Origin of the sequence: Pollutimonas sp. M17 (assembly GCF_025836975.1) — a bacterium.
Lineage (GTDB): Bacteria > Pseudomonadota > Gammaproteobacteria > Burkholderiales > Burkholderiaceae_B.
Map to the genome: position 1 here is coordinate 1,807,719 of NZ_CP107548.1, position 25,389 is coordinate 1,833,107.

Annotated in this window: 20 protein-coding genes; 12 read left to right on the plus strand and 8 right to left on the minus strand. The window is 63.8% G+C overall.

The annotated features are described in order from the left end of the window. Positions 1 to 10: 10 nt before the first annotated feature. From OEG81_RS08610 to OEG81_RS08625, 4 genes are read right to left on the minus strand one after another with little or no spacing between them, the layout of a single operon-like run. On the minus strand, positions 11 to 2,092 hold the full coding sequence (locus tag OEG81_RS08610; protein WP_264132320.1) for a M3 family metallopeptidase: 2,082 nt from the start codon (positions 2,090 to 2,092) through the stop codon (positions 11 to 13). An 8-nt stretch (positions 2,093 to 2,100) separates the two neighbouring features. After that, positions 2,101 to 3,000: a bifunctional methylenetetrahydrofolate dehydrogenase/methenyltetrahydrofolate cyclohydrolase FolD gene (folD, locus tag OEG81_RS08615; protein ID WP_264132321.1), complete on the minus strand. Its 900-nt coding sequence runs from the start codon at positions 2,998 to 3,000 to the stop codon at positions 2,101 to 2,103. After that, positions 2,997 to 3,620, minus strand: coding sequence for a response regulator transcription factor (locus OEG81_RS08620; RefSeq protein WP_264132322.1), 624 nt, complete (start codon positions 3,618 to 3,620; stop codon positions 2,997 to 2,999). The genes folD and OEG81_RS08620 overlap by 4 nt, the downstream gene beginning before the upstream one ends. Beyond that, positions 3,617 to 5,374 carry a PAS domain-containing sensor histidine kinase gene (locus OEG81_RS08625; protein WP_264132323.1) on the minus strand — a complete coding sequence of 586 codons (1,758 nt, stop codon included), beginning with the start codon at positions 5,372 to 5,374 and terminating at the stop codon, positions 3,617 to 3,619. Before OEG81_RS08625 ends, OEG81_RS08620 begins: the two co-directional genes overlap by 4 nt. A 258-nt stretch (positions 5,375 to 5,632) precedes the next feature. On the opposite strand from OEG81_RS08625, the gene aceE reads away from it, so the two are divergent. The 7 genes from aceE to purF all read left to right on the plus strand — a co-directional run bounded on the left by aceE (position 5,633) and on the right by purF (position 16,287). Then, the gene (gene aceE / locus OEG81_RS08630) at positions 5,633 to 8,344 is read left to right on the plus strand and encodes a pyruvate dehydrogenase (acetyl-transferring), homodimeric type (protein WP_264132324.1); all 2,712 of its coding nucleotides are present in this window, start codon (positions 5,633 to 5,635) and stop codon (positions 8,342 to 8,344) included. A gap of 15 nt (positions 8,345 to 8,359) precedes the next feature. Then, on the plus strand, positions 8,360 to 10,084 hold the full coding sequence (gene aceF / locus OEG81_RS08635) for a dihydrolipoyllysine-residue acetyltransferase (RefSeq protein WP_264132325.1): 1,725 nt from the start codon (positions 8,360 to 8,362) through the stop codon (positions 10,082 to 10,084). Between the two features lie 9 nt (positions 10,085 to 10,093). Then, entirely contained in the window at positions 10,094 to 11,896 is a 1,803-nt protein-coding gene (lpdA, locus tag OEG81_RS08640) for a dihydrolipoyl dehydrogenase (protein ID WP_264132326.1), read from the plus strand. A 93-nt stretch (positions 11,897 to 11,989) separates the two neighbouring features. Next, complete coding sequence (gene folC / locus OEG81_RS08645) at positions 11,990 to 13,396, plus strand: bifunctional tetrahydrofolate synthase/dihydrofolate synthase (RefSeq protein ID WP_264132327.1); 1,407 nt, start codon at positions 11,990 to 11,992, stop codon at positions 13,394 to 13,396. Between the two features lie 51 nt (positions 13,397 to 13,447). Further along, the gene (locus OEG81_RS08650; protein WP_264132329.1) at positions 13,448 to 14,275 is read left to right on the plus strand and encodes an SPOR domain-containing protein; all 828 of its coding nucleotides are present in this window, start codon (positions 13,448 to 13,450) and stop codon (positions 14,273 to 14,275) included. Continuing rightward, entirely contained in the window at positions 14,272 to 14,760 is a 489-nt protein-coding gene (locus tag OEG81_RS08655; RefSeq protein ID WP_264132330.1) for a CvpA family protein, read from the plus strand. The genes OEG81_RS08650 and OEG81_RS08655 overlap by 4 nt, the downstream gene beginning before the upstream one ends. A gap of 27 nt (positions 14,761 to 14,787) precedes the next feature. Further along, complete coding sequence (gene purF, locus OEG81_RS08660) at positions 14,788 to 16,287, plus strand: amidophosphoribosyltransferase (protein WP_264132331.1); 1,500 nt, start codon at positions 14,788 to 14,790, stop codon at positions 16,285 to 16,287. A 59-nt stretch (positions 16,288 to 16,346) separates the two neighbouring features. Here purF and OEG81_RS08665 read toward each other — a convergent pair whose 3' ends face one another. The 4 genes from OEG81_RS08665 to map form a co-directional block, all read right to left on the minus strand. Beyond that, positions 16,347 to 16,832: a disulfide bond formation protein B gene (locus tag OEG81_RS08665; protein ID WP_264132333.1), complete on the minus strand. Its 486-nt coding sequence runs from the start codon at positions 16,830 to 16,832 to the stop codon at positions 16,347 to 16,349. Between the two features lie 68 nt (positions 16,833 to 16,900). Then, positions 16,901 to 17,593 (minus strand): MarC family protein, encoded by a 693-nt coding sequence (locus tag OEG81_RS08670; protein WP_264132334.1) that lies wholly within the window; start codon positions 17,591 to 17,593, stop codon positions 16,901 to 16,903. A 22-nt stretch (positions 17,594 to 17,615) separates the two neighbouring features. After that, a complete protein-coding gene (locus OEG81_RS08675) occupies positions 17,616 to 20,201 on the minus strand; it encodes a [protein-PII] uridylyltransferase (RefSeq protein WP_264132544.1) in 2,586 nt (861 codons plus the stop codon). 20 nt (positions 20,202 to 20,221) lie between these two features. Then, entirely contained in the window at positions 20,222 to 21,028 is an 807-nt protein-coding gene (gene map / locus OEG81_RS08680; RefSeq protein ID WP_264132335.1) for a type I methionyl aminopeptidase, read from the minus strand. Positions 21,029 to 21,447: 419 nt separating this feature from the next. On the opposite strand from map, the gene rpsB reads away from it, so the two are divergent. From rpsB to uppS, 5 genes are all read left to right on the plus strand, one after another. After that, positions 21,448 to 22,200 (plus strand): 30S ribosomal protein S2, encoded by a 753-nt coding sequence (gene rpsB, locus OEG81_RS08685; RefSeq protein WP_264132336.1) that lies wholly within the window; start codon positions 21,448 to 21,450, stop codon positions 22,198 to 22,200. Positions 22,201 to 22,316: 116 nt separating this feature from the next. Then, entirely contained in the window at positions 22,317 to 23,195 is an 879-nt protein-coding gene (tsf, locus tag OEG81_RS08690) for a translation elongation factor Ts (RefSeq protein WP_264132337.1), read from the plus strand. Between the two features lie 93 nt (positions 23,196 to 23,288). Beyond that, positions 23,289 to 24,005, plus strand: coding sequence for a UMP kinase (gene pyrH / locus OEG81_RS08695; protein ID WP_264132338.1), 717 nt, complete (start codon positions 23,289 to 23,291; stop codon positions 24,003 to 24,005). A 14-nt stretch (positions 24,006 to 24,019) separates the two neighbouring features. Next, entirely contained in the window at positions 24,020 to 24,580 is a 561-nt protein-coding gene (frr, locus tag OEG81_RS08700; RefSeq protein ID WP_264132340.1) for a ribosome recycling factor, read from the plus strand. Between the two features lie 32 nt (positions 24,581 to 24,612). After that, a complete protein-coding gene (gene uppS, locus OEG81_RS08705) occupies positions 24,613 to 25,371 on the plus strand; it encodes a polyprenyl diphosphate synthase (protein ID WP_264132341.1) in 759 nt (252 codons plus the stop codon). Positions 25,372 to 25,389 lie beyond the last annotated feature (18 nt).

Sequence of the window (25,389 nt, forward strand, 5' to 3'; positions counted from 1 at the left end):
CCACAGGACATTATAGGTTGCATTCCTCCGCCAGGCCGCTGTGGCGCAGCAGGGCGTCGATGGAAGGGGGCCGGCCGCGGAAGGCCTGGAAGGATTCGGCGGCGGGGCGCGATCCGCCCACCGCCAGGATTTCCTTCAGGAAACGCTGGCCGGTGGCGGCGTTCAGGGTCTCGCGGGGCTGGCCGGACGGGGTGGCGCCGGCGGCGCTTTCCTCGAAGGCCGAGTAGGCGTCGGCGGACAGGACCTCGGCCCATTTGTAGCTGTAGTAGCCGGCTCCGTAGCCTCCCGCGAACAGGTGTGAAAAGTTGTGCGGGAAACGGTGCCAGGCCGGCGGGAAGAGCACGGCCACTTCCTTGCGCACCTGATCCAGCGTGTCCAGCACGGCTTGTATGGACAGGCCCTGCGCCTGGTGATGGATGCTCATGTCGAAGAGAGAGAACTCCACCTGCCGCAGCATCTGCATCCCGCTCTGGAAGTTGCGGGCGGCCAGCAGCTTGTCGTACAGACTGCGCGGCAGCGATTCTTTCGTATCCACGTGGGAAGACAGGGCCCGGACCACGGACCATTCCCAGCAGAAATTCTCCATGAACTGGGACGGAAGTTCGATGGCGTCCCACTCGACGCTGGCAAAGGCCGAGGCGCCGGGCTCGTCGACCTGGGACAGCAGGGCGTGCAGGGCGTGCCCGCTTTCGTGGAACAGCGTGATGACGTCGTCGTGGGTCAGCAGCGCTGGCTTGCCGTTCTGCGGCCTGGAGAAATTGCAGGTCAGGTAGACGACGGGGGTCCGCAGCGTGCCGGCGGTCTTGCGGCGGTTGCGTTCGCTGTCCACCCAGGCGCCGCTTTGCTTGCCCTGGCGCGCATACAGGTCGATATACAGGGTGCCCAGGACCTGGCCGTCGGATACGGCCTCCAGCGCCTGCGCATCGGCATGCCAGGTCGGCGTATCGCAGGGGCGCAACACGACGCCGAACAGTTTTTCGACGACCTGGAACAAGCCCTTCAGCACTTGGGGCTCGGTGAAGTACTGCTTGATTTCCTCTTCGGAGTAGGCGTAGCGTTCTTCGCGCAGGCGCTCGGATGCGAAGGCGACATCCCAGGGCTCCAGCTTGTCCAGATTCAGCTTCTCGCGGGCGAAATCCTGCAGTTGGGCAAGATCGCGGGTCGCATAGGGCTTGGCTTTCGAAGCCAGGTCGCGCAGGAAATCGAGCACCTGGGCGGCACTGTCGGCCATGCGGGTTTCCAGTCGCAGCTGGGCAAAGCTGGTGTAGCCCAGCAGCACGGCTTCTTCGGCGCGCAATGCCAGCAGCTGTTCGATCAGGCCCGAATTGTCCAGCGCCGGGTCGCCCTGTTCCGACGCAATGGTCGAATAGGCCTTATACATTTCCTGGCGCAGCGAACGGTCTTCCGCGTACTGCATGACGGGAAGGTAGCAGGGCATCTTCAGCACCAGCTTCCAGCCGTCCAGCCCCGTTTCCTGCGCCGCCGATCTTGCCGCGTCCACCACATCGTCCGGCAGGCCGGCCAGGCGCGATGCATCGGTGATGTGCAGGCTCCAGCGGTCGACGGAGTCCAGCACGTTTTCGGAGAATTTCTGCGAGGCCTGCGCCTGCTGGTCGGAGATCCGGGCATAGCGGTCGCGTTGCTCGCCCTGCAGTTCGACGCCGCTCAAGCGGAAGTCGCGCAGCGCCAGCTCGATGACGCGCCGGCGCACGGGTGCAAGCTGCGTGAAGCCGCCGGAGGCGGCCAGGCGCTTGTACTGTGCATACAGGCCCTCGTGCAGGCCGACCCAGGTGGAGAACTCGGTGACCAGAGGCAGGCACTGGTTGTAGGCGGCGCGCAGTTCGGGGGTGTTGACCACGGCATTCAGGTGCCCCGCCACCGACCAGGCGCGCCAGAGCTTCTCGGATGCGTCTTCCAGCGGCTCCACGATGGCTTCCCAGGTGGCGGGCAGCGACGGATCGGCGCCGCGCTCCACGGCTGCCCGGGTTTCGTCGATCAAGGCGGCGATCGCCGGTTCGATGTGTTCGGGCGTGACCCGGGAATAATCGATAAGGGACGAGATGGGGGACAGCAGGGGATTCTTCTGGGACATTGCTACGCTTATTGAGTTACGGGGGCTTGCACGGCGCTGCGTTCGGCCGGGCCGCGTTCGGCCGGGCCGCGTTCGGCGGCTTCCAGGGTATTGACCAGCAGCATGGCGATGGTCATGGGACCGACGCCGCCGGGTACCGGAGTGATGGCGCCCGCCACCTTGCTGGCCGATTCGAAATCGACGTCGCCCACCAGCTTGCCTTGTTCATTGCGGTTGATGCCGACGTCGATGACGACCGCACCGGGCTTGATCATGTCGCCGGTCACCATGCCGGGCTTGCCGGTGGCCACCACCAGCACGTCGGCGCGCCGCGTCTGGGCGCCCAGGTCGCGGGTCTTGGAGTTGCACAGGGTTACCGTGGCGCCGGCCGCCAGCATGAGCATGGCCATGGGCTTGCCCACGATGTTGCTGGCGCCGACCACGACGGCCTCGGCACCCCACAGGGAAACGTTTTCGGATTCCAGCATCTTCATGATGCCGTAGGGCGTGCAGGGTCGGAACAGCGGCTGGCCGGTCATGAGCAGGCCGGCGTTGCTGATGTGGAAGCCGTCCACGTCCTTGTCGGCCGCGATGGCTTCGATAACCTTGCTGGAATTCATGTGCTTGGGCAGCGGCAGCTGCACCAATATGCCATGCACCGTGTCATCGCGATTGAGTTCGCGCACGACGTCCAGCAGTTGCGCTTCGCTGATGCCGGCGTCCAGGCGCATGACGCGCGAGTGCAGACCGGCCTTTTCGCAGGCGGCCGCCTTGTTGCGCACATAGACTTGCGAAGCGGGGTCTTCGCCGACGAGCACCACGGCCAGGCCAGGGGTGATTCCGCGCGCCTTGAGCTCTTCCACGCGCTGGCTGACTTGCGCCTTTACCTGATCGGACAGCGCCTTGCCGTCGATGATGCGTGCCGTCATGCGACACCTTCTTTGGTCAGCGCGATCTTCATCAAGTCGGCCACCGTGGTGACTTCGAGCTTCTCCATGATGTTGGCGCGATGGGCCTCGACCGTCTTGATGCTGATGTTCAGGTCGCCCGCGATCTGCTTGTTCAGGCGGCCGGCCACGATGCGCTCCAGCACCTGCTGTTCGCGCGAGGTCAGGCGGCTCAGGACGGCTTGGTGGTTTCTTTGGGCCTGGGCCTGGCTTACGCGCTCGCCGGCCTGTTCCAGCATGCGCGCGACGATGGTGCGCAAATCGGTTTCATTGAACGGCTTCTCCAGGAAATCCACGGCGCCTTTCTTCATGGTCGATACGGCCATGGGGACGTCGCCGTGCCCGGTGATGAAGACGATGGGCAAGGGCGCTTGGCGCGCGATGAGCTCTTCCTGGAGCTCCAGGCCGCTCATGCCGGGCATGCGCACGTCGGCGATCAGCACGCCGACCTGATCGGGCTCGTAGGCATTCAGGAACTCTTCCGCACCGCTGAAGCCGCGTACCCGGTAGCCGTTGGCTTCGAGCAGCCAGCGCAGGGAATCACGTACGGCTTCGTCGTCATCGACGATAAAAATGGTGTTCGGTGCTTGAGGTGTAGTCATGCATGCAACTCCTGGGTGTCTTCGGTGGTGCTCGGGGCTTGTGGCCCGGCACAAGGCAGGGTGAAACGGAATATGGTGCCCCCGTCGGGGTTGGGGTCGGCCCAGAGCCGGCCATGATGCGATTCGATAATAGTACGGCAGATGTTCAGCCCCATGCCCAGGCCTTCCGATTTTGTACTATAAAACGGCTCGAACAGGCGCTCGGGATCTTTCAGTCCGTGGCCGCGGTCGATGACCGCGATCTCGATCAGGGGAGTCTGATCGGTGATGGTCAGATGCAGGGTCCGGTACTCGCTTTTCTCCATGGCCTCTATGCCGTTTTTAAGCAGGTTCAATAATACCTGCTCGATAAGGATGGGGTCGGCCAGGACGTCGGGCAGGGGATCGGGCAAGTGCAGTTCGATATCGATCTGGCGCTTGTGGGCATCGATTTCCGCGAAGCCCACGGCATTGTCGATGATGCGCATGAGGGGAACGCACTGGCGGCGGGGCTCGCTGCGTTTGACGAATTCGCGTATGCGGCTGATGATCTTGCCCGCGCGCTCGGCCTGGCCGGCGGCTTTCTCCAGGGCTTCCAGCAGGCGTTCCGGATTGGGGTTGCCCGACTTGAGCATGGCCACCGCGCCCATGCTGTAGTTGCTGATGGCGGTCAGCGGCTGGTTCAGCTCGTGCGCCAGCGACGAGGCCATTTCGCCCATGGTGGTCAGGCGGCTGGTGAGCTGGATTTTTTCCTGCTGCACCCGCGAGTCCTCTTCGTGCGTGCGCCGCTCGGTGATGTCGCGGGCGACCTGCAGCCGAACGCGCCGGCCGTCGGTCCAGGCCAGGATGCGATGGTGCACTTCGAACCAGCGTTGGGCCGAGTCGGAAAAGATCTCGACGGTCTCATCGGTGAAGCGGCCCAGCCGGCCGCCCAGCAATTCGCCGTGGCCATTGGACTGGGCGCCGAAGAAGCGGCGGTAGGTGCGATTGGCAAACAGAAGCTCCAGTCCGTCCGAGGTGTCGGCCACCACCGAGATGGCGTCGTCCAGGCCTTCCAGCACGGTCATGAAGCGCTCATGGGCGGCGGTCAAGGCCTCGCGTATGCGCTTGGGCTCGGTGATGTCGGTCATGGACGTCATCCAGCCTATCTGTTCGCCGTTGGGGTCGCGCAGCGGCGACACGTACATGCGCGCGGTGAAGCGCGAGCCGTCGCGGCGCTGCGCCTCGACCTCCAGGCCGCTGCTGGGCGTGCGGCCCGACAGCAGGATGTCCAGGGTTTCCTGATGCTGGGCATGGCGGCCCGGCAGCCAGTAGGGGAAGGGCGTGGTGCGGCCGATCAGGTCAGCTTCGTTCCAGCCTATCATGCGGCAGAATGCGGGGTTTACATAGGCGATGCGTCCGTGCATGTCGAAAACGCGCATGCCGGTGGACATGGAGTTTTCCATGGCGCGGCGAAAGCCCGTTTCGGCGATCAGCGCCGCCTCGGCGCGGGTGCGGAAGCGGGTATAGCGCCACAGCGCCAGCAGGCTGAGCACGATCACGCAGGACAGCGCCGCCACCACCATGATCAGGCGCTGCTGCCGGGTTTCCTGGTCGATGGTCACGAACATGACGCTGTCGTTATGCAGCTGCTGCAGCCAGATGAAGGCGCCCATGACGCACAGATACAGGACCAGGACGATGACCGGCGTCAACCAATAGAAACCGCGGCGGGTGTGATTGGCCTGGTCGTAGAACGTGGTCGGGATCAGGGATTTTTTTGAATGGCTCGCCATGTCTCTGTCGTTAGCGCATACCTATGCATCACGCATTTTAGACCGTAACAGCCCGGTATATTTTTCACATTGCGAAAACTCATATCATAAAATGAAATTTTGCTTGAACATACTCCGGGTCTTTCCTAGAATTGAAAGGCTCGCCTGGCGCCACCCTTATAACAAAGCTGCGTCCGCATCGATCCGGTATCGGGTATAACGTGACTATAGGGTAGCTTGCCGGTATCCGGATTTCACTTTCATAACAGGAGACAGTAAATGTCCTCTCTTGAACAAGTCAGCACAACGGCAAACGCCATGGACGATGAAGCCCTCGAGACGCAGGAATGGCTGGAGGCGCTCGAGGCCGTGCTCGATCGCGAAGGTCCCGAACGCGCCCACTTCCTGCTGGAACGCCTGATCGACCTTGCGCGCCGTTCAGGAGCGCACATTCCGTTTTCCCCGAATACCGCCTACGTCAACACCATTCCGCCGGGGCTGGAGCCGCCGCATCCGGGCAACATCATCCTGGAAGAGCGCATCCGCTCCTATGTTCGCTGGAACGCCATGGCCATGGTCGTCAAGGCCAACAGCCATAACCCGCCCGATGGCGGCGACCTGGGCGGCCACATCGCCTCGTTCGCCTCGCTGGCCACCATGATAGGCTGCGGCCAGAACCACTTCTGGCACGCCGAAAGCGAAGGCCATGGCGGCGACCTGGTGTACTTCCAGGGCCATTCCTCGCCCGGCATCTATGGCCGCGCCTACCTGGAAGGCCGTCTGACCGAAGACCAGCTGGATAATTTCCGCCAGGAAGTCGACGGCCATGGCCTGCCTTCCTATCCCCATCCCAAACTCATGCCGGATTTCTGGCAGTTCCCCACCGTGTCCATGGGCCTGGGGCCCCTGATGGCCATCTATCAGGCCCGCTTCCTCAAGTACCTGCATGCGCGCGGCATCGCCGACACCAGCAATCGCAAGGTCTGGGTATTCTGCGGCGACGGCGAGATGGACGAACCCGAATCCCTGGGCGCCATCAGCCTGGCTTCGCGCGAAAAGCTCGACAACCTGATCTTCGTCATCAACTGCAACCTCCAGCGCCTTGACGGCCCGGTGCGCGGCAACGGCAAGATCATCCAGGAACTCGAAGGCGATTTCCGGGGCAGCGGCTGGAACGTCATCAAGCTCATCTGGGGCGGCTACTGGGATCCCCTCCTGGCGCGCGACAAGGAAGGCATCTTGCGCCGCGTCATGGAAGAGTCCGTCGACGGCGAATACCAGGCCTACAAGGCGCACGACGGCAAGTTCGTGCGCGAGAATTTCTTCGGCAAGCATCCCAAGCTGCTCGAAATGGTCAGCCGCATGAGCGACGACGACGTCTGGCGCCTGAACCGGGGCGGCCACGATCCCTATAAGGTGTATGCGGCCTTCAAATCGGCATCCGACCACAAGGGCCAGCCTACCGTCATCCTGGCCAAGACCATCAAGGGCTACGGCATGGGCCATGTCGGCCAGGCCAAGAACCCGACCCACCAGCAGAAGAAACTGGACATGGATTCGGTGCGCGAATTCCGCGACCGCTTCAATATTCCGGTTCCCGACGACAAGATCGAGCAGCTTCCCTACTTCAAGCCGTCCGAAGATTCGCCCGAAATGAAGTACCTGCACGAACGCCGCAAGGCGCTGGGGGGCTATCTGCCGCGCCGCCGCGAAAAGGCGGACGAGCAACTGCACGCCCCGGCCCTGGAGGCCTTCAAGGCCGTGCTGGAACCCACCGCCGAAGGCCGCGAGATCTCCACGACGCAGGCTTTCGTGCGCATCCTCAATCAGATCCTGCGCGACAAGGAACTCAGTCCGCGCGTCGTGCCCATCCTGGCCGACGAATCGCGCACCTTCGGCATGGAGGGCCTGTTCCGCCAGATCGGCATCTATGCGCCGGAAGGGCAGAAGTACACCCCGGTCGACAAGGACCAGGTCATGTACTACCGCGAGACCCAGAACGGCCAGTTGCTGCAGGAAGGCATCAACGAAGCGGGCGCCTTCAGCTCATGGATGGCGGCGGCAACGTCGTATTCCACGAACAACCGCATCATGATTCCGTTCTTCATCTACTACTCGATGTTCGGCTTCCAGCGCATCGGCGATCTGGCCTGGGCGGCGGGCGACATGCAGGCGCGCGGCTTCCTGCTGGGCGGCACGGCGGGGCGCACGACCCTGAACGGCGAAGGCCTGCAGCATGAAGACGGCCATAGCCACATCATGTCCGCGCTGATCCCGAACTGCGTGTCCTACGACCCCACCTTCGGGCACGAACTGGCCGTCATCATCCAGGACGGTCTGCGGCGCATGGTCGAGAACCAGGAGAACGTGTACTACTACATCACGGTCATGAACGAGAACTACGCGCAGCCCGGCCTGAAGAAGGGCGACGAGGAAGGGATCATACGCGGGATGTACAAGTTCAAGTCCGTGGGCGACGCCAAGAAGCCGCGCGTCCAGCTCATGGGCTCGGGCACCATCCTGCGCGAAGTCCTGGCGGCGCAGGAAATGCTGGAAAGCGACTGGGGCGTGGGCTCCGACGTCTGGAGCGTGACCAGCTTCACCGAGCTGCGCCGCGACGGCCTGGATTGCGAACGCCACAGCCTGCTGAATCCCGAGGACAAGAAGGCGCCCGTGCCCTACGTCACGAAGCAGCTGGAAGGCACCTCGGGCCCCATCGTCGTCTCGACCGACTACGTCAAGGCCTACGGCGATCAGATCCGCCCCTTCGTGCCCAAGGGCCGCAACTTCAAGGTGCTGGGCACCGACGGCTTCGGCCGCTCCGATTTCCGCTCCAAGCTGCGCGAGCACTTCGAGGTCGATCGGCGCTTCGTGGTGCTGGCCGCCTTGCGCAGCCTGGCCGACGAAGGGCAGCTGCCGCTGGCCAAGGTGTCCGAAGCCATCAAGAAATACGGCATCAATACCAATAAAGCCAACCCGCATCACGCGTAAACAGGGGACAAGCACATGAGCAATACCATCGAAATCAAGGTCCCGGACATTGGCGACTTCAGTGAAGTCGAAGTCATCGAGCTGCTGGTCGCCCAAGGCGATACCGTCAGCGCCGAGCAAAGCCTCATCACTGTCGAGTCCGATAAAGCCTCGATGGAGATCCCCTCGCCCCAGGCCGGCGTGGTCAAGTCGCTGAAGGTCAAGGTCGGCGACAAGATCAAGGAAGGTTCGGTCATCCTGCAACTGGAAGCCGCCGACGCGGCCGGCGAGAAGCCGGCCGAACCGGCCGTGAAGAAGACCGAAGCCGCGCCCGAACAGGCTCCGGCCGCGCCGCAGCAAGCCAAGGGCGCCGAGTCCGCTCCCGCGCAGGCAGCGGCGCCTCAAGGGCAGGGCGAGGCGGTGACCGTTGCCGTGCCCGACATCGGCGATTCCACCGATGTCGAAGTCATCGAGATCATGGTTTCCGTGGGCGACACGATCGCGGCCGAGCAAAGCCTGATCACCGTGGAGTCCGACAAGGCTTCCATGGAAGTGCCGTCCTCGCACGCGGGGGTGGTCACCGCGATCAAGGTCAAGCTGGGCGACAAGGTCAACAAGGGCTCCGCCATTCTCGAACTGAAGGCCGACGGCGGCGCCAAGCCGGCCGCCGCGGCGGCCGGGGCACCGGCGCCCGCACAAGAGCAGGCCCCCGCACAGGAACCGGCGAGCAGCGCCGCGCAGGCGTCCGCCCCCTCCGATCCGGCCGAAGGCCAGGCACTGGCATCGGTGCCGCCCGAGCGCCATTCGCCCACCGAGGCGTTTGCCGACGCCGACGTGCCCCTGCGCAATCTGCCCCATGCCTCGCCCTCGGTGCGCAAGTTCGCGCGCGAGCTGGGCGTCAACCTGGCGTCGGTGCGCGGCTCGGGCGCGAAGAACCGCATCACCCAGGACGACGTTCGCAAGTTCGTCAAGCAGGCCCTGTCGGTCGGCGGCGGAACGGGTGCCACGGCGGCGGCCGCCGATGGCGGTTTCAGCGTGCTGGGCTGGCCCAAGGTGGATTTCGCCAAGTTCGGCCAGATCGACACCAAGCCCCTGTCTCGCATCAAGAAGATTTCCGGCGCCAATCTGCATCGCAACTGGGTGATGATTCCGCATGTCACCAACAACGATGCGGCCGACATCACCGAACTGGAAGAACTGCGCCAGACCCTGAACAAAGAGAACCAGAAGTCCGGCATCAAGGTCACCATGCTGGCCTTCCTGATCAAGGCCGTCGTGGCCGCGCTCAAGAAGTTCCCCGAGTTCAACGCCTCCATCGACGGCGACAACCTGGTCCTGAAGCACTACTACCATATCGGCTTCGCCGCGGACACGCCCAACGGCCTGGTCGTGCCGGTCATACGGGACGCCGACAAGAAGGGCATCGTCGAGCTGGCCAAGGAAACCGCCGAGCTTGCCGGCCTGGCTCGCGACGGCAAGCTGTCGCCCAGCCAGATGCAGGGCGGATGCTTTTCCATTTCCTCGCTGGGCGGCATAGGCGGTACTTCGTTCACCCCCATCATCAATGCGCCCGAGGTCGCCATATTGGGCGTGTCGCGCTCGGCGCATGCGCCGGTCTGGAACGGCAAGGAGTTCCAGCCCAGGCTGATGCTGCCTCTGTCCCTGTCCTACGATCACCGCGTCATCGACGGGGCGGCGGCGGCCCGATTCAATGCCTACCTGGGCAGCCTGCTGGCCGATTTCCGCCGCATTGCGCTATAGGAGCCGCACATGAGCACAACTGAATTGAATGTGCCCGATATCGGCGACTTTGCCGAGGTCGAGGTCATCGAGGTCCTGGTTGCCGTGGGCGACACGATCAAGGCGGAACAAAGCCTGATCACCGTGGAATCCGACAAGGCGTCCATGGAGATCCCGGCCGCCAGGGCCGGCGTGGTCAAGGCCGTGCTGGTCAAGGTCGGCGACAAGGTCACCGAGGGCTCGGCCATGGTGCAGATCGAAGAAGCCGCATCCGACGACGAGGGCAAGGCCGACGCTCCGGCGCCGTCGGCCTCCGGCACGCAGGCGTCCGGTGCGACAGCCGCCGGGAAACCGGCTGCCGAGAAGCCGACCGAAAAGCCGGCTTCCGCGCCGGCGGCGGCCAGCTTCTCGGGCTCGGCCGATGTCCAGTGCGATGTCCTGGTGCTGGGCGCCGGACCGGGCGGATACTCCGCCGCGTTCCGGGCCGCCGACCTGGGCCTGTCCGTCGTGCTGGTCGAACGGTATGCCACGCTGGGCGGTGTTTGCCTGAACGTGGGCTGCATTCCCTCCAAAGCCTTGCTGCATACGGCCGCCGTGCTGGAAGAAGCGCAGTCGCTGGCCGGCCACGGCATCAAGTTCGGCAAGCCCGAGATCGACCTGGATGCCTTGCGCGCCTACAAGGACGGCGTGGTGGCCAAGCTGACCGGCGGCCTCGCCGGCATGGCCAAGGCCCGCAAAGTCAGTGTGCTGACCGGCCTGGGGCAGTTCGCCGATCCGCAACACCTGACGGTGCAGGAAGCGGGCGGGGGCACCCGCACGGTCAAATTCGGCTCGGCCATCATCGCGGCCGGCAGCCAGTCGGTCAAACTGCCTTTCTTCCCCGAGGACGACCGCATCGTCGATTCGACCGGCGCCTTGCTGCTCAAAGGCATACCGGAAAAAATGCTCATCGTGGGCGGCGGCATCATCGGCCTGGAAATGGGCACGGTCTATTCCGCCCTGGGCACCCGCCTGGACGTCGTGGAAATGCAAAGTGGCCTGATGCAGGGCGCCGACCGCGACATGGTCAAGGTCTGGGACAAGATGAACGCCGGCCGCTTCGACCGCGTCATGCTCGACACCAAGACCGTCGGAGCCGAAGCGCGCGAAGACGGCATATGGGTCAGCTTCGAAGGCGAGAAGGCTCCCAAAGAGCCGCAGCGCTACGACCTGGTGCTGCAGGCCGTGGGCCGCAGCCCCAACGGCAAGAAGATCGCCGCCGACAAGGCGGGCGTGGCGGTGACCGACCGCGGCTTCATCGAGGTCGACAAGCAGATGCGCACCAACGTGCCGCACATCTACGCGATCGGCGACATCGTCGGCCAGCCCATGCTGGCGCACAAAGCCGTCCACGAAGGGCATGTGGCGGCCGAGGTCATCGCGGGCCAGAAGAGCTTCTTCGACGCCCGCGTCATTCCTTCCGTCGCCTATACCGATCCCGAGGTGGCCTGGGTGGGGCTGACCGAAGACGAGGCCAAAAAGGAAGGGATTGCCATCCAGAAGGGCCTCTTTCCCTGGGCGGCGTCGGGGCGCGCCATTGCCAATGGCCGCGACGAAGGCTTCACCAAGCTGCTGTTCGATGCCGAAACGCATCGCATCCTGGGCGGAGGCATCGTCGGAACCCATGCCGGCGACCTGATCGGCGAGGTGGCCCTGGCCATCGAGATGGGCGCCGACATGGTCGATATCGGCAAGACCATCCACCCCCATCCCACATTGGGCGAGTCCCTGGGCATGGCGGCCGAGGTGGCCGAGGGCGTCTGCACCGACCTTCCCCCCGCGCGGCGCAAATAACGCCGGCCCGCGCATGGGCAAGCGTTGCGGTTTTACCGGCAGGTGCTACTATCGGCACCTGCCGTTGTTTCTTTTGATCGATAAGCCTTCATCATGCCCCGTCCCCGACCCAGCGATACCGCCACCTTGCAAGAGTGGCTGGACTATCTGGAATCCCTGCATCGCACTCCCATAGACCTTGGCCTGGACCGCATACGCGCCGTCGCGGAAAAGCTGAAGCTGGAACTGCCTTTCGTGAAGATCACGGTGGGCGGGACCAACGGCAAAGGGTCCACCTGCGCCATGCTCGAAGCCATTCTGCTGGCGTCGGGCTACAAGGTCGGAACCTATACCTCGCCCCATCTCATCGACTTCAATGAGCGCATCCGGGTCAATGGCGATCAGGCCGGCGACGCGGACATCATCCGTCAGTTCCGCGAAATAGAAGACACGCGCGGCGATACGACCCTCAGCTATTTCGAATACACCACGCTTGCGGCCCTGATGCTGTTCGAACAGCAGAAGGTGGACGTGGCGGTGCTGGAAGTGGGCCTGGGCGGACGGCTGGACGCGGTGAATCTGGTGGATACCGACTGCGCCATCATCACCAGCGTGGATATCGACCACACGGCTTATCTGGGCGATACGCGTGAAAAAATAGGCTGGGAGAAAGCGCACATCTTCCGCGCCGGCCGGCCCGCGATTTGCGCCGATCCCATGCCGCCGCAAACCATACTGGACCATGCCGGGGAAATCGGCGCCGACCTGTGGCTGTTCGGCAAGGATTTCAATTATTCGGGCGACCGGCAGCAATGGGCCTACGGTGGCCGCTCGCAGCGACGCAGCGGCCTTGCCTACCCCTCTTTGCGCGGCGCCAATCAGTTGCTGAACGCCTCGGCGGCCCTGGCGGCGCTGGAGGCCCTGCGGCCCAGGCTGGTCGTGCCCCAGCAGGCCGTGCGCATAGGCCTTTCACAGGTATCGCTGCCGGGCCGCCTGCAGATACTGCCCGGAACGCCCACCATCATCCTGGACGTGGCGCACAATCCGCATGCCGCCGCCGCCCTGGGCCAGAATCTGGATAACATGGGTTACTTTCCGCATACCCATGCCGTCGTCGGCATGCTCAACGACAAGGACATAGCGGGCGTGATCGCCAAGCTGGCCCATCGAGTGGACCACTGGTATTGCGCGAGCCTGGAGGGGCCGCGCGGAACATCCGGGGCGGATCTGGCCGACGCGGTGCGCCAGGCGATCGCCGCCACCACCGGCAAGCCCACTCTGGAAGAGAGCAGCACCGAGGTCCGCCGGGCGGCATCCACGGAAGGCGGCAGGCCGGGAGTGCGTTCCGTGGCCCTTCCTCCCGTGGAGGCCAGGACGGTAAAGGTTTCCAGTTTCGAAAATCCGGTACAAGCATTTACCGAGGCTCGAAAACAGGCCGCCGAGAATGATAGAATTCTTGTGTTCGGATCTTTTGCGACCGTAGGCCCCGTGCTTGACGAGCTAGGACGCAAGGCCACATAGCATTTCGCAAGCCTCATGGCCGGCTTGTTTTTCAAGATAGGTTTCTGCCCCATGGGATTGTTCTCTCGTAAAGAACCTGCTTCGGGAACGGGGCGTCGTTCCGCGTCGCGCTCATCGCTGTCCAGCGAGGCGCAAGCCAACGAATTGCGGGGACGCGCGCGGCGCAGGCTCATCGGCGCCCTGGCGCTGGTCCTGGCCGCCGTCATCATCGTGCCCATGCTGTTCGACTCTCCGGCCCCCGAAGACGGCCAGCTGGCCACGCCGGTCGTCGTTCCGGCCATCGTCCCGCCCGAGACCACCAACGGCGTCGCCATGGCGCCCACGGCACCCGACACGCCCGCACCGGGCGCCGACACCGGCTCTACAACACCCGACGCACCCGTTCCGCCGGCCGGCCCCGAGCCGGACAGCACAGCACCTTCGGTCACAGAGCCCGCCGCCGGTCAGTCCGCCGCCGCGCCGCAGCCGGCGCCCGAGCCTCCGGCCGCGCCGGAACCGGCCCCGGCCAAGAAGCCCGAGCCCGAATCCAAACCTGAACCCAAGCCCAAGGCGGCCACCGAACGAACCGACGACGGCTCCGTGGCCATCGCGCTGCTCGAAGGCCGCAGCCCCTCCAAGCCCGCGCCCGCCGCGGCGGCCGAGAAGGGCAGCTTCGTCCTGCAGGTCGCCGCCTACACCAGCGACAAGGACGCCGAAGTCCGGCGCGACCGCCTGGTCTCGGCGGGGGTCACGAACGCCTATGTCGAGAACGCGGTGTCGGGCGGGAAAACCACTTACCGCCTGCGTGTGGGCCCTTTTCCCACGCGCGATGCGGCCCAGGCCGCGCAAGCCCGCTTGCGGGCGCTGGGCTACGATAACGGCTTCATCTCCACTAAGTGACCAGCTTCGACTACCTCGTGCTGGCCGTCCTGGGCGTGTCGGCATTTCTGGGGCTCCTGCGCGGGCTCATAAAGGAAGTCCTTTCGCTTATCGCCTATATCGTCGCCTTCCTGTCGGCCATCTGGTGGGGACCTCTGGTTTCGGGCTGGATCGCGGGCTGGATAGAGACCCCTTTGCTTCGCACCGCGGCGGCGTACGCCGGGGTGTTCATCGTTGTCTTGCTGCTGGTCGGCCTGCTGAACCTGGCCTTGGCAACGCTCATCGAGAAAACCGGCCTGACGCCCGCCGACCATGGCCTGGGCGCGCTGTTCGGCCTGCTGCGCGGCATGCTGATCGTCCTGGTGCTGGTGGCTCTGGCCGGCTATACCGAGCTGCCCAAGGAGCCCTGGTGGAGCGAGGCAAGATTGTCGGGCACCGCCGTGAAAGGCGTGCAGCGGGTCAAGCAGTTGCTGCCCCCATCGCTGTCGTCATGGCTGCCGTATTGATTTGATTGAGTCACAGGAATAGCAAACATGTGTGGAATTGTAGGGGTCGCGGGCTCTGGCCCCGTAAATCAGCTGATCTACGATAGCTTGCTGCTGCTGCAGCATCGCGGCCAGGACGCGGCGGGCATCGCCACCTCGCACGATCAGTTTTTCAATATGTACAAGGCCCATGGCCTGGTGCGCGACGTGTTCCGAACCCGCAACATGCGCTCGCTGCCCGGCAACAGCGGCCTGGGCCAGGTGCGCTATCCCACGGCCGGTTCCAGCGACAGCGTCGACGAGGCGCAGCCTTTCTACGTCAATGCGCCGTTCGGCATCACCTTTGTGCACAACGGCAACCTGACCAACTGGCGCGAGCTGCGCGAAGCGCTGTTCAAGGTCGACCGACGCCATATCAACACCAACTCCGATTCCGAAGTCCTGTTGAATGTATTCGCCCACGAGCTTCAGCTTGCGGCCAACGGCGGTTCGCTCGACGAAGAAGCCATCTTCACCGCCGTGTCATCGGTGCACAGGCGCGCAAAGGGCGCTTATGCCGTCATTGCGCAGATCGCCAGCTACGGCCTGGTGGCCTTCCGCGATCCCTACGGAATACGGCCTTTGTGCCTGGGCTCGGTAGAGACCGAGTCCGGCACCGAATGGATGGTGGCGTCCGAGTCGGTGGCGCTCACCGGCTGCGGCTTCACCCTGGTGCGCGACATTGCTCCGGGCGAAGCCGTGTTCATCGATCTGGACGGCAAGCTGGCCAGCCGCCAGTGCGCCGACCAGCCCGCGCTGACGCCCTGTGTGTTCGAGTATGTCTATTTCGCCCGGCCCGATTCGCTGATGGACGGCGTGTCCATCTACGATGCGCGCCTGAACATGGGCGAGTACCTGGGCGACAATGTGGCCAAGGCCCTGCGCCTGGGCGACATCGACGTCGTCATGCCCATACCCGATTCATCCCGTCCGTCGGCCATGCAGCTGGCCGCCCGGCTGGACCTCAGCTACCGCGAAGGCTTCATCAAGAACCGCTATGTGGGCCGCACCTTCATCATGCCCGGCCAGGCCGTGCGCAAGAAGTCGGTGCGCCAGAAGCTGAGCGCCATCGACATGGAATTCCGGGGCAAGAACGTCCTGCTGGTCGACGACTCCATCGTGCGCGGCACCACCAGCCGTGAAATCGTCGACATGGCGCGCGCGGCCGGGGCCAACAAAGTGTATTTCGCGTCGGCGGCGCCTCCGGTGCGCTTTCCCAACGTCTATGGCATCGACATGCCCACGCAGGCCGAGCTTATCGCGACGGGGCGGGACACGGCCGAGATCGCCCGCGAAATCGGCGCCGACGGGCTGGTCTATCAGGAGCTGGGCGATCTGGAACAGTCCATCCGCGACCTGAATCCCGCCATGAAGCAGTTCGAATCGTCCTGCTTCAACGGCCGCTACGTGACCGGCGATATCGACCAGGCCTATCTGGAGCGGCTCAGCCAGACGCGCGGCGCGCGACCGGCGGCGGGCGAAATGGCCACTCGCGAGAACGACGAGTAGGCCGTCGCGCGGCGCCTGGCGTGCTGCCTGGCTGATCGGTCGAATGGCCTGCCGGCCCCCTAGCCCAGGCGCCGCAGCAGGGCGAACAGCCCCATCGCGCCGATGGCGACGAACAGGCCCAGGCCCCATAGGGCGTACTCGATGCCCAGCAGGTCGACGCGCGCGTCCATGCACGAAGCATAGATGCCGAACAGCCAGGGCAGCGCGGCATCCAGGCCGCTTTTGACCATGAAGCGATCCGCAAAAGTCATGTCGCAGGAAAACAGGCTGGCGGCGACGCTGTATTGGTACCAGGCGGTCGCCACGCCGGCCGCGCTGAGCAGCACCGCGGCAAGGGCCGCGAGCCGGCGCAGGCCGGCGGCGATGCGGCCCGCCAGCAGGCCCAGCCAGCACACCGCCGCGATGACGATGAAGATCAGGCGCTGCAGGACGCACCAGGCGCAGGGCTGCATGTCGAAGACATGCTGGGATACCAGCGCTATGGCGACGGCGGCCAGGCAAAGCAGGGCCATGGCGTGCAGGAGGCGGGATGTATGGCTCGTCATGATGGAAATCGCAGTTTATTGGAAATGAGGATGTATGACCGGCGCCCGCCGGAAAAGTGCCGGCGCCGTCAGATGGCCGCTTCGCGAATCAGGCCCAGCAGTAATTCGTGCACGCCGTCCCACACGATCTGCACCCCCAGGCACAGCAGGATGAAAGCCGACAGGCGCATCAGCACGGCGGTGCCGTTGGGCCCCAGCTTGTGCATGAACTGCGCGGCGAAACGCAGGCAAAGGTAGACCACCAGCGCCGCCACGGCGATCGCCGGCAGGGAGCCGGCCAGCTTGACGGTGGTGGCCCAGGCGCGCTCGTCATGCAGCGTGGCGCCCACGGTGAGGGCCGCCGACAGGGCGCCCGGCCCGCAGATCATGGGGAAGGTCAGCGGATAGAAGGCCTTGGACCGCACCTGTTCCAGGGAATAGGCCTCGGCCATGTTCTGGGCGTGTTCGGCATCGTAGTCCGAGGCGCTGACCAGGCGCCATGCGGTGGCGATCACCAGCAGGCCGCCGCCTATCCGCACGATGGGCAGCGATATGCCGAAGAAATCCAGCACCACATTGCCGGCGAACATGGCGATGGCCAGCATGATGAGGATATTGACGGCGACCCGCTTGGCCAGCTGCGTGCGGACCTGGGTGCCCGCACCTTCCGTCAGCGTCAGGAAGATCGGGGCCACGGCGGGCGGATTGAGAATGGGCAGCAAGGTCGCCAGGGCGAACAGGAAGCTGCGTCCGAAGTTGATGATGAAGTCGTTCAATGCCATGGGCTGGGCTCTGCTCGGTGATTCATGGGTTCGCGCTGTCCAGCATGGCCAGCACCTTGCGCTCGAACTGCAATTGGCTGCGGGGATGCCCCAGCGCATCGCCTTCGATGATGAAGATATCTTCGACCCGGTCGCCCAGCGTCATGATCTTGGCCATCTTCAGGCTGATCGAATTGGCCGCGAATACGCGGGCCAGGCTATGCAGCAATCCGGGGCGGTCGGCGGCAAGGATGGTCAGGCGCCACGACGCGCTGCGCTCATCCGGTTGCAGTTCGACGTTGGGGATGATGGGGAACACGCGCGAGCGGCGCGAGCCGGGCTGCCACGCCCGGGCGCCGGCCGGCTCGGCTAGCGCGGCGCCGGACTCCATCCTCAGCTGGGCATCCAGCTCGTGCTCGACCAGCGTGGCATTGGAACGATAGTCTTTTTCGTGCGGCGGCAGGAGCACGATGAAGCTGTCCAGCGCCCAGCCATGATGGGTGGTGTGTATGCGCGCATCCTGCACGCTCAGGGAGCGGCGGTCGAAGTACCGGCACAGGGCCACGAAAAGGTCTTTGCGGTCTTTCGTGTACACCATGATCTGCAGGGCTTCGTTCTGCCCCACGATGCGCGCCTTGACCACCGGCTCGGCCGAGTTCATGCGGTGATACAGGTGCCGCGTGTGCCAGGCGATTTCCGAGGCCTCGTGGCGCAGGAAGTAGGCCACGTCCAGCTGGCTCCAGAACTCGTCGCGGCTTTCGTCGCGCAGGCCCATGAGCCGGATTTCGTTGGCCGCGGCCTCTTTGCGCTGCGCGAGCACCGTGCCGGCATCGGGCTGGGCGCCGCCCAGCGCCGATATCGTCTGCCGGTACAGGTCTTCCAGCAGCTTGCCTTTCCAGGAGTTCCACACCTTGGGGCTGGTGCCGCGTATGTCGGCCACCGTCAGCAGATAAAGGGCCGTCAGGCGGCGTTCGTCCTGCACGCATTGCGCAAACTGGTGCACGACGCCGGGATCGCTCAGATCGCGTTTCTGGGCCACCGTGGACATGGTCAGGTGCTGGCGCACCAGGAATTCGACCAGATCCCTGTCGGCGCCTTCGATGCCGTGATCGATGCAGAAGCGCCGCGCTTCAACGGCCCCCAGTTCGGAGTGGTCTCCGCCGCGTCCCTTGGCGATGTCGTGGAAAAGGGCCGCCACATACAGCAGCCAGTGGCGGTCGAAATCGGCGATCAGTTGGCTGGCCAGGGGGTATTCCTGGGCATGCTCGGGCATGGTGAAGCGGCGCAGGTTGCGCACCACCATCAGGATATGCTGGTCCACGGTGTAGGCGTGGAACAGGTCGTGCTGCATCTGGCCGACGATGCGCCGGAACACGGGCAGGTAGCGGGGCAGCAGGTTCAGCATGGTCATGCGCCGCAGCGAATGGACGATGCCGCGCGGCTGCTGCAGTATCTGTATGAACTGGCGGCGATTGACCGGATTGCGCCGGAACTGCGCATCGATGCGGCGGCGGGCGTGCCACATGGCGCGCAGCGCCTGCGCCGATATGCCGACGATCTCGGGCCTTTCCTGCATGACCAGGAAGGCCCGGAAGAGCAGGGCGGGGTTGCGCTCGAAGCCGTCGTCGCGGCACAGGCCCAGCCGGCTCCGTATCACGCAGAAATCGTCATCGATGGGATGCGCCTGCTCGCCGGGCAGGGGAAACAGCAGTTCCTCCATGCTCTGCATCAGGATGGCATTGAGCTGGCTGACCACGCGCGCCGCCCAGTAATACCGCTGCATCAGGATTTCGCTGGGCCGCCGGGTCCGGGTGGCTTCGAAGCCGTAGGTCGCCGCCAGGCCGGGCTGCAGGTCGAACAGCACGCGGTCCTCGCGCCTGCCGGTCATCAGGTGCAGCTCGATGCGCAGGCGCTTGAACGCCTGGTCGGCGCGGCGCAAGGCGCGGAATTCCGCCGCCGTCAACAAGTCGGTCTTGACGACCTCGCGCCAGGTGCCGCCCAGGCCCGCCGCCTGGGTCAGCCACAGAATGACCTGCAGATCGCGCAGGCCGCCGGGCGATTCCTTGCAGTTCGGCTCCAGCGCGTAGGGCGTGTCCTGGTAGCGGGCGTGGCGCTGCTGCATTTCCGAGCGCTTGGCCTGAAAGAAGGTCTGGGCGTCCAGCTGTTCGCGCATCAGGTCGCGCAATTCCTGCAGCAGATTCTTGCTGCCCACCAGCCACCGGGCCTCCATAAGGGCCGTCTCGACGGTGATGTCGTTGGCGGCCTCGCGCCGGCAATCCTGCAAAGTGCGCACGCTGTGGCCAGGCTCGATGCCCAAGTCCCACATGGAGGCGACCAGGGCCTCGATCATGGCCGTTTCGTCCCGGCTGGGCGGATTGCGCAGCAATACCAGAATATCGACGTCGGAATAAGGATAGAGTTCGCCGCGTCCGTAGCCGCCCACCGCGACCAGGGCGGAGCCGGACGGCAAGGGGTGCAGCCGGACCAGTTCGCGCAAGGCCTGGTCCATGATGCGGCGCAGGGTGGTCAGCAGGGTGTCGGGACGGAGGTGGCCGCGAAAGGCGGCGATGGCATCGGCCCGCTTCGCGGCCAGCTGGTCGCGCAAGGTGGTGAAGGCCTGCGCATGCATGGCGGCGCCTGCGCGCGGGATCAAGCCGCCCCGATGATTGCGGGCGGCTTGGGCATGCCGTCGGACACCGTCAGGACTTCGTAGCCATTGTCGGTAACCAGGATGCTGTGCTCCCATTGGGCCGACAGGCTGTGATCGCGGGTGACCACCGTCCAGCCGTCCGCCAGGGTGCGGATTTCCTTGCGGCCGGCATTGATCATGGGTTCGATGGTGAAGATCATCCCGGGCTCGAGCTTGACGCCCGTGCCGGGCTTGCCGTAGTGCAGCACCTGGGGATCCTGATGGAATTTTCGCCCCACCCCGTGACCGCAATATTCACGCACCACCGAAAAGCCCTGCTTTTCGGCATGCTTCTGGATGGCGCTGCCGATATCGCCCAGGGTGGCCCCCGGCCTGACCTGCTCGATGCCCAGCCACATGCACTCGTAGGTTGTTTCGGTCAGGCGCCTGGCCAGGATGGACGGCTCGCCCACGTAATACATGCGGCTGGTGTCGCCGAACCAGCCATCCTTGATGACGGTGACGTCGATGTTCATGATGTCGCCGTTCTTGAGCACCTTGTCGCCCGGTATGCCATGGCAGATGACATGGTTGACCGAAGTGCAGATCGAGGCTGGAAATGGGGTGTAGCCCGGCGGCGCATAGCCCACGGTGGCCGACTCCACCTTGAGCTCATGGGTGATGAAGTCCATGCACAACCTGTCGAGCTCGCCCGTGCTGACTCCGGCGCGCACGTGGGGCTCCAGGTAGTCCAGGGTGGCCGCCGCCGCCTGGCAGGCCGCGCGCATTTTGTTCAGATCGGAGGGGTCGGTGACTAGGGTACTCATGGCAACTTGAATAATGTAGGCTAAAAATAGTAGAATTATAGGCTTTCTTGGAATTTCCCATTTATGGGAAGCCTTGGGGAAAAGCTGTTTTGCTTTGGCAGTTATGTTAGTTGACGCTAACTAACTGCGTTGACTAACTGTTTAAGCATTGACTAACTGTTTAAGCATTGACTAACTGTTTAAGCATTGACTAACTGTTTAAGGCTTGAGGCGAAGCAGCAAGAAAGTAGTTTTAGAAAAGTAGTTTTAGAAGTTTTTGGTTTTAATCAATCTGGTTTTAAAAATCGCGTGCCCCGCAATTTGAGGGTGTCGACGTTCATAGTGTAACTGCAGCGCTGACTGCAAGGCTTGGCCGCAAGGCCGGCAGGCATGAACGGCCGATACAAGCGGGGTACAAGACTGAACCCTTGGAGAATATTATGTCTTTGATGCGTGAAATGCTGGAAGCCGGTGTCCATTTTGGCCACCAGACCCGTTACTGGAACCCCAAGATGGCTCAGTTCATCTTCGGTCAGCGTAACAAGATCCATATCGTCAACCTTGAGCAAACCGTCGTCAAGTACCAGGAAGCGGCCAAGTTCGTTCGCCAGGTTGCCGCACGCGGCGGCAACGTCCTGTTCGTCGGCACCAAGCGCGCCGCGCGCGAGCTCGTCGCCGCTGAAGCCGCCCGTTGCGGCATGCCCTACGTCGACAGCCGCTGGCTGGGCGGCATGATGACCAACTTCAAGACGGTCAAGACCTCGGTCAAGCGCCTGAAGGAAATGGAAGCGCAACTGGCCGACGGCGCCACTGAGCGCATGAGCAAGAAAGAAGCCCTGATGTTCGATCGCGAGCTGGAAAAGCTCAACAAGGCCATCGGCGGCATCAAGGACATGAACACCCTGCCCGACGCGCTGTTCGTCATCGACGTGGGCTACCACAAGATTGCCGTCGCCGAAGCGCGCACCCTGGGCATCCCCGTGGTCGCCGTGGTCGATACCAATCACTCGCCCGACGGCGTCGATTACATCATTCCGGGTAACGACGACTCCGCCAAGGCGATCGCGCTGTATGCCAAGGGCATGGCCGACGCCGTGCTGGAAGGCCGCGAACAGAACCTGAACGGCCTGGTCGAGGAAATCACCGAAGGCGACGAAGAGTTCGTCGAGGTCGAAGAAGAAGACCGCGAATAAAACGTGTGCCCCGGCCGGTCCGGGGCAGGGGCCGCCGCCCGCCGGCGACGGCCGCTCATGTCGTTTCGCACCTGCCCCGGCCCGCCGGGGCGTGTTTTAAAGAACTGGAGAAAAGAATGGCTCAAATTACCGCATCCATGGTCAAAGAACTGCGCGAGAAGACCGACGCGCCCATGATGGAGTGCAAGAAGGCATTGACCGAGGCCGAAGGCGACCTGGCACGTGCCGAAGAGATTCTCCGCGTAAAACTGGGCAACAAGGCCAGCAAGGCCGCTGCCCGCGTCACGGCCGAAGGCCTGATCGGCCTGCACGTGGCGGCCGACGGCAAGCGCGGCACGGTCATCGAAGTCAACTGCGAAACCGACTTCGTTGCCAAGAACGACGATTTCATCGGCTTCATCAATCAACTGGTCGAACTGGTTACCGAAAAGAATCCGGCCGACATTGCCGCGCTGAACGAATTGCCCATGGGCGAGGGCACGGTCGAAAGCACCCGCGCCGCCCTGGTCGGCAAAATCGGCGAGAACGTCTCGGTCCGCCGCTTCGAGCGCTTCGAGACCGCCAATCAGCTGGCCAGCTATGTGCATGGCGGCAAGATCGGCGTTCTGGTTGAATACTCCGGCCCGGAAGAAACCGGCAAGGACGTGGCCATGCACATCGCCGCCACCAAGCCCAAGGCGCTCGACGCCAACGGCGTGCCCGCCGCCGATATCGCCACCGAGCGTTCGGTCGCCGAGCAGAAGGCCGCCGAGTCCGGCAAGCCCGCCGAAATCGTCGCCAAGATGGTCGAAGGTTCGGTACAGAAGTTCCTGAAGGAAGTCACCTTGCTGTCCCAGCCCTTCGTCAAGAACGACAAGCAATCCGTCGAGCAGATGCTCAAGGAAAAGGGCGCATCCGTCGCGCGCTTTGCACTGTACGTCGTTGGTGAAGGCATCGAGAAGAAATCGGAAGATTTCGCAGCGGAAGTCGCCGCTGCGGCAGCCGGCAACGCTTAATATCGCTTTAAGCAAAAAAGTCGGGCCTGCGTTGCCACGCAGGTCCGACTCTGGCTTACACTTTCGTTGGATCGTTTACCTGGGATACTACCTATGACCACCAGATCGTACAAGCGTGTTCTTCTCAAACTTTCCGGCGAAGCGCTGATGGGAGAAGACGCCTTTGGGATCAATCGCTCTACCATATTGCGCATGACGGAAGAAATCGCCGAAGTCGCCACGCTGGGCGTGGAACTGGCGATCGTCATTGGTGGCGGGAATATTTTCCGGGGCGTCGCTCCCGGCGCCCAGGGCATGGACCGCGCCACGGCCGACTACATGGGCATGATGGCAACCGTCATGAATGCCCTGGCGCTGCAAGACGCGCTGAAGCACCGCGGCGTCGACACCCGGGTCCAGTCCGCCCTGAACATCGACCAGGTCGTCGAACCCTATATCCGCCCCAAGGCCTTGCGCTACCTCGAAGAAGGCAAGGTCGTGGTGTTCGCGGCCGGAACGGGCAATCCTTTTTTCACCACCGATACCGCCGCCGCGCTGCGCGGGGCCGAGATCGGCGCTGAAATCGTCCTGAAGGCGACCAAGGTGGACGGCATCTACAGCGCCGATCCCAACAAGGATCCCAGCGCCACGCGCTATGCGCGCATCAGCTTCGATGAAGCCATCGTGCGCCGCCTGGAGGTCATGGATGCCACCGCGTTCGCCCTGTGCCGCGACCAGAAGCTGCCCATCAAGGTGTTCTCCATCAACAAGCCGGGCGCCCTGAAGCGCGCCGTCTCGGGCCAAGACGAAGGTACACTGGTACACGTTTGATTAAAGGAATAGTAATGAGTCTTTCAGAAGTCAAGAAATCGGCCGAATCACGCATGGGCAAGTCGATTGAAACGCTCAAGACCGGCTTGTCCAAGATTCGCACCGGCCGCGCCCACGCCGGCATACTCGATCACGTCATGGTGGAATACTACGGCTCGCCGGTTCCCGTCAGCCAGGTCGCCAACGTGAACCTGGTCGACGCCCGCAACATCAGCGTGCAGGTCTGGGAAAAGAACATGGCCGGTCCCGTCGAAAAAGCCATACGCGAATCCGACCTGGGCCTGAACCCGATCTCCATGGGCGACAACATCCGCGTTCCCATGCCGGCCCTGACCGAAGAGCGCCGGCGCGACCTCACCAAGGTGGTGCGCACCGAAGGCGAGGACGCCAAGATCGCCGTTCGCAATCTGCGCCGCGACGCCAACGACACGCTCAAGAAGCTGGTCAAGGACAAGGAAATCTCCGAAGACGACGAACGCCGCATGCAGGACGACATCCAGAAACTGACCGACAAGCATGTGGCCGAGATCGACAAGCTGGTTGCGCAGAAAGAAGCCGAGATCATGACGGTCTAGCCGCCGGCCCGGCGCTACGGATTACACCTCTCATGCTCAGCAGCTCCACACTGTCCATACCTGCCTGCACCGACGTTCCGCGCCATCTGGCCGTCATCATGGACGGCAATGGCCGTTGGGCCACCAAGCGTTTTCTTCCAAGGACGGCGGGCCACGTGCGCGGGGTCCAGGCGGTGCGGCGCGTGGTCGAAGCCTGCGGCAAGCGCGGCGTCGAATACCTCACGCTGTTCGCCTTCAGTTCCGAGAACTGGCGCCGGCCCAAGGAAGAAGTATCGCTGCTGATGCGCCTGTTCATCCAGACGCTGGAAAAAGAAGTCGGCAAGCTCGAACAGCAGGGTGTGCGCCTGCGGGTCGTCGGCGACCTCGAGCCGTTCGAGCCCAAGCTGCGCGACCTGATCCGCCTGGCGGAGCAGCGCACCGAGCACAACAGCGCGCTGAACCTGACCATCGCCGCCAACTACGGCGGCCGCTGGGACATCCTGCAAGCCATGCGCCGCCTGCTCGAAAGCCGCCCCGATCTGGCCGGCACTCCGCAGGCCATCGACGAAGCCATGCTGGCCGATCACCTTTCCATGGCCTATGCGCCCGAGCCCGACCTTTTCATCCGCACCGGCGGCGAGCAGCGCATCTCGAATTTTCTCGTATGGCAACTGGCCTATACTGAACTGTATTTTTCGCAAGACTATTGGCCGGACTTCGGCGCCAAGGAAATCGACGCCGCCTTCGAGTGGTACAAGACCCGCGAACGTCGATTCGGGCGCACCAGTGCCCAGGTTTCCGGCGTGGTCTAGGGCCTGTCTAAAAAGGGA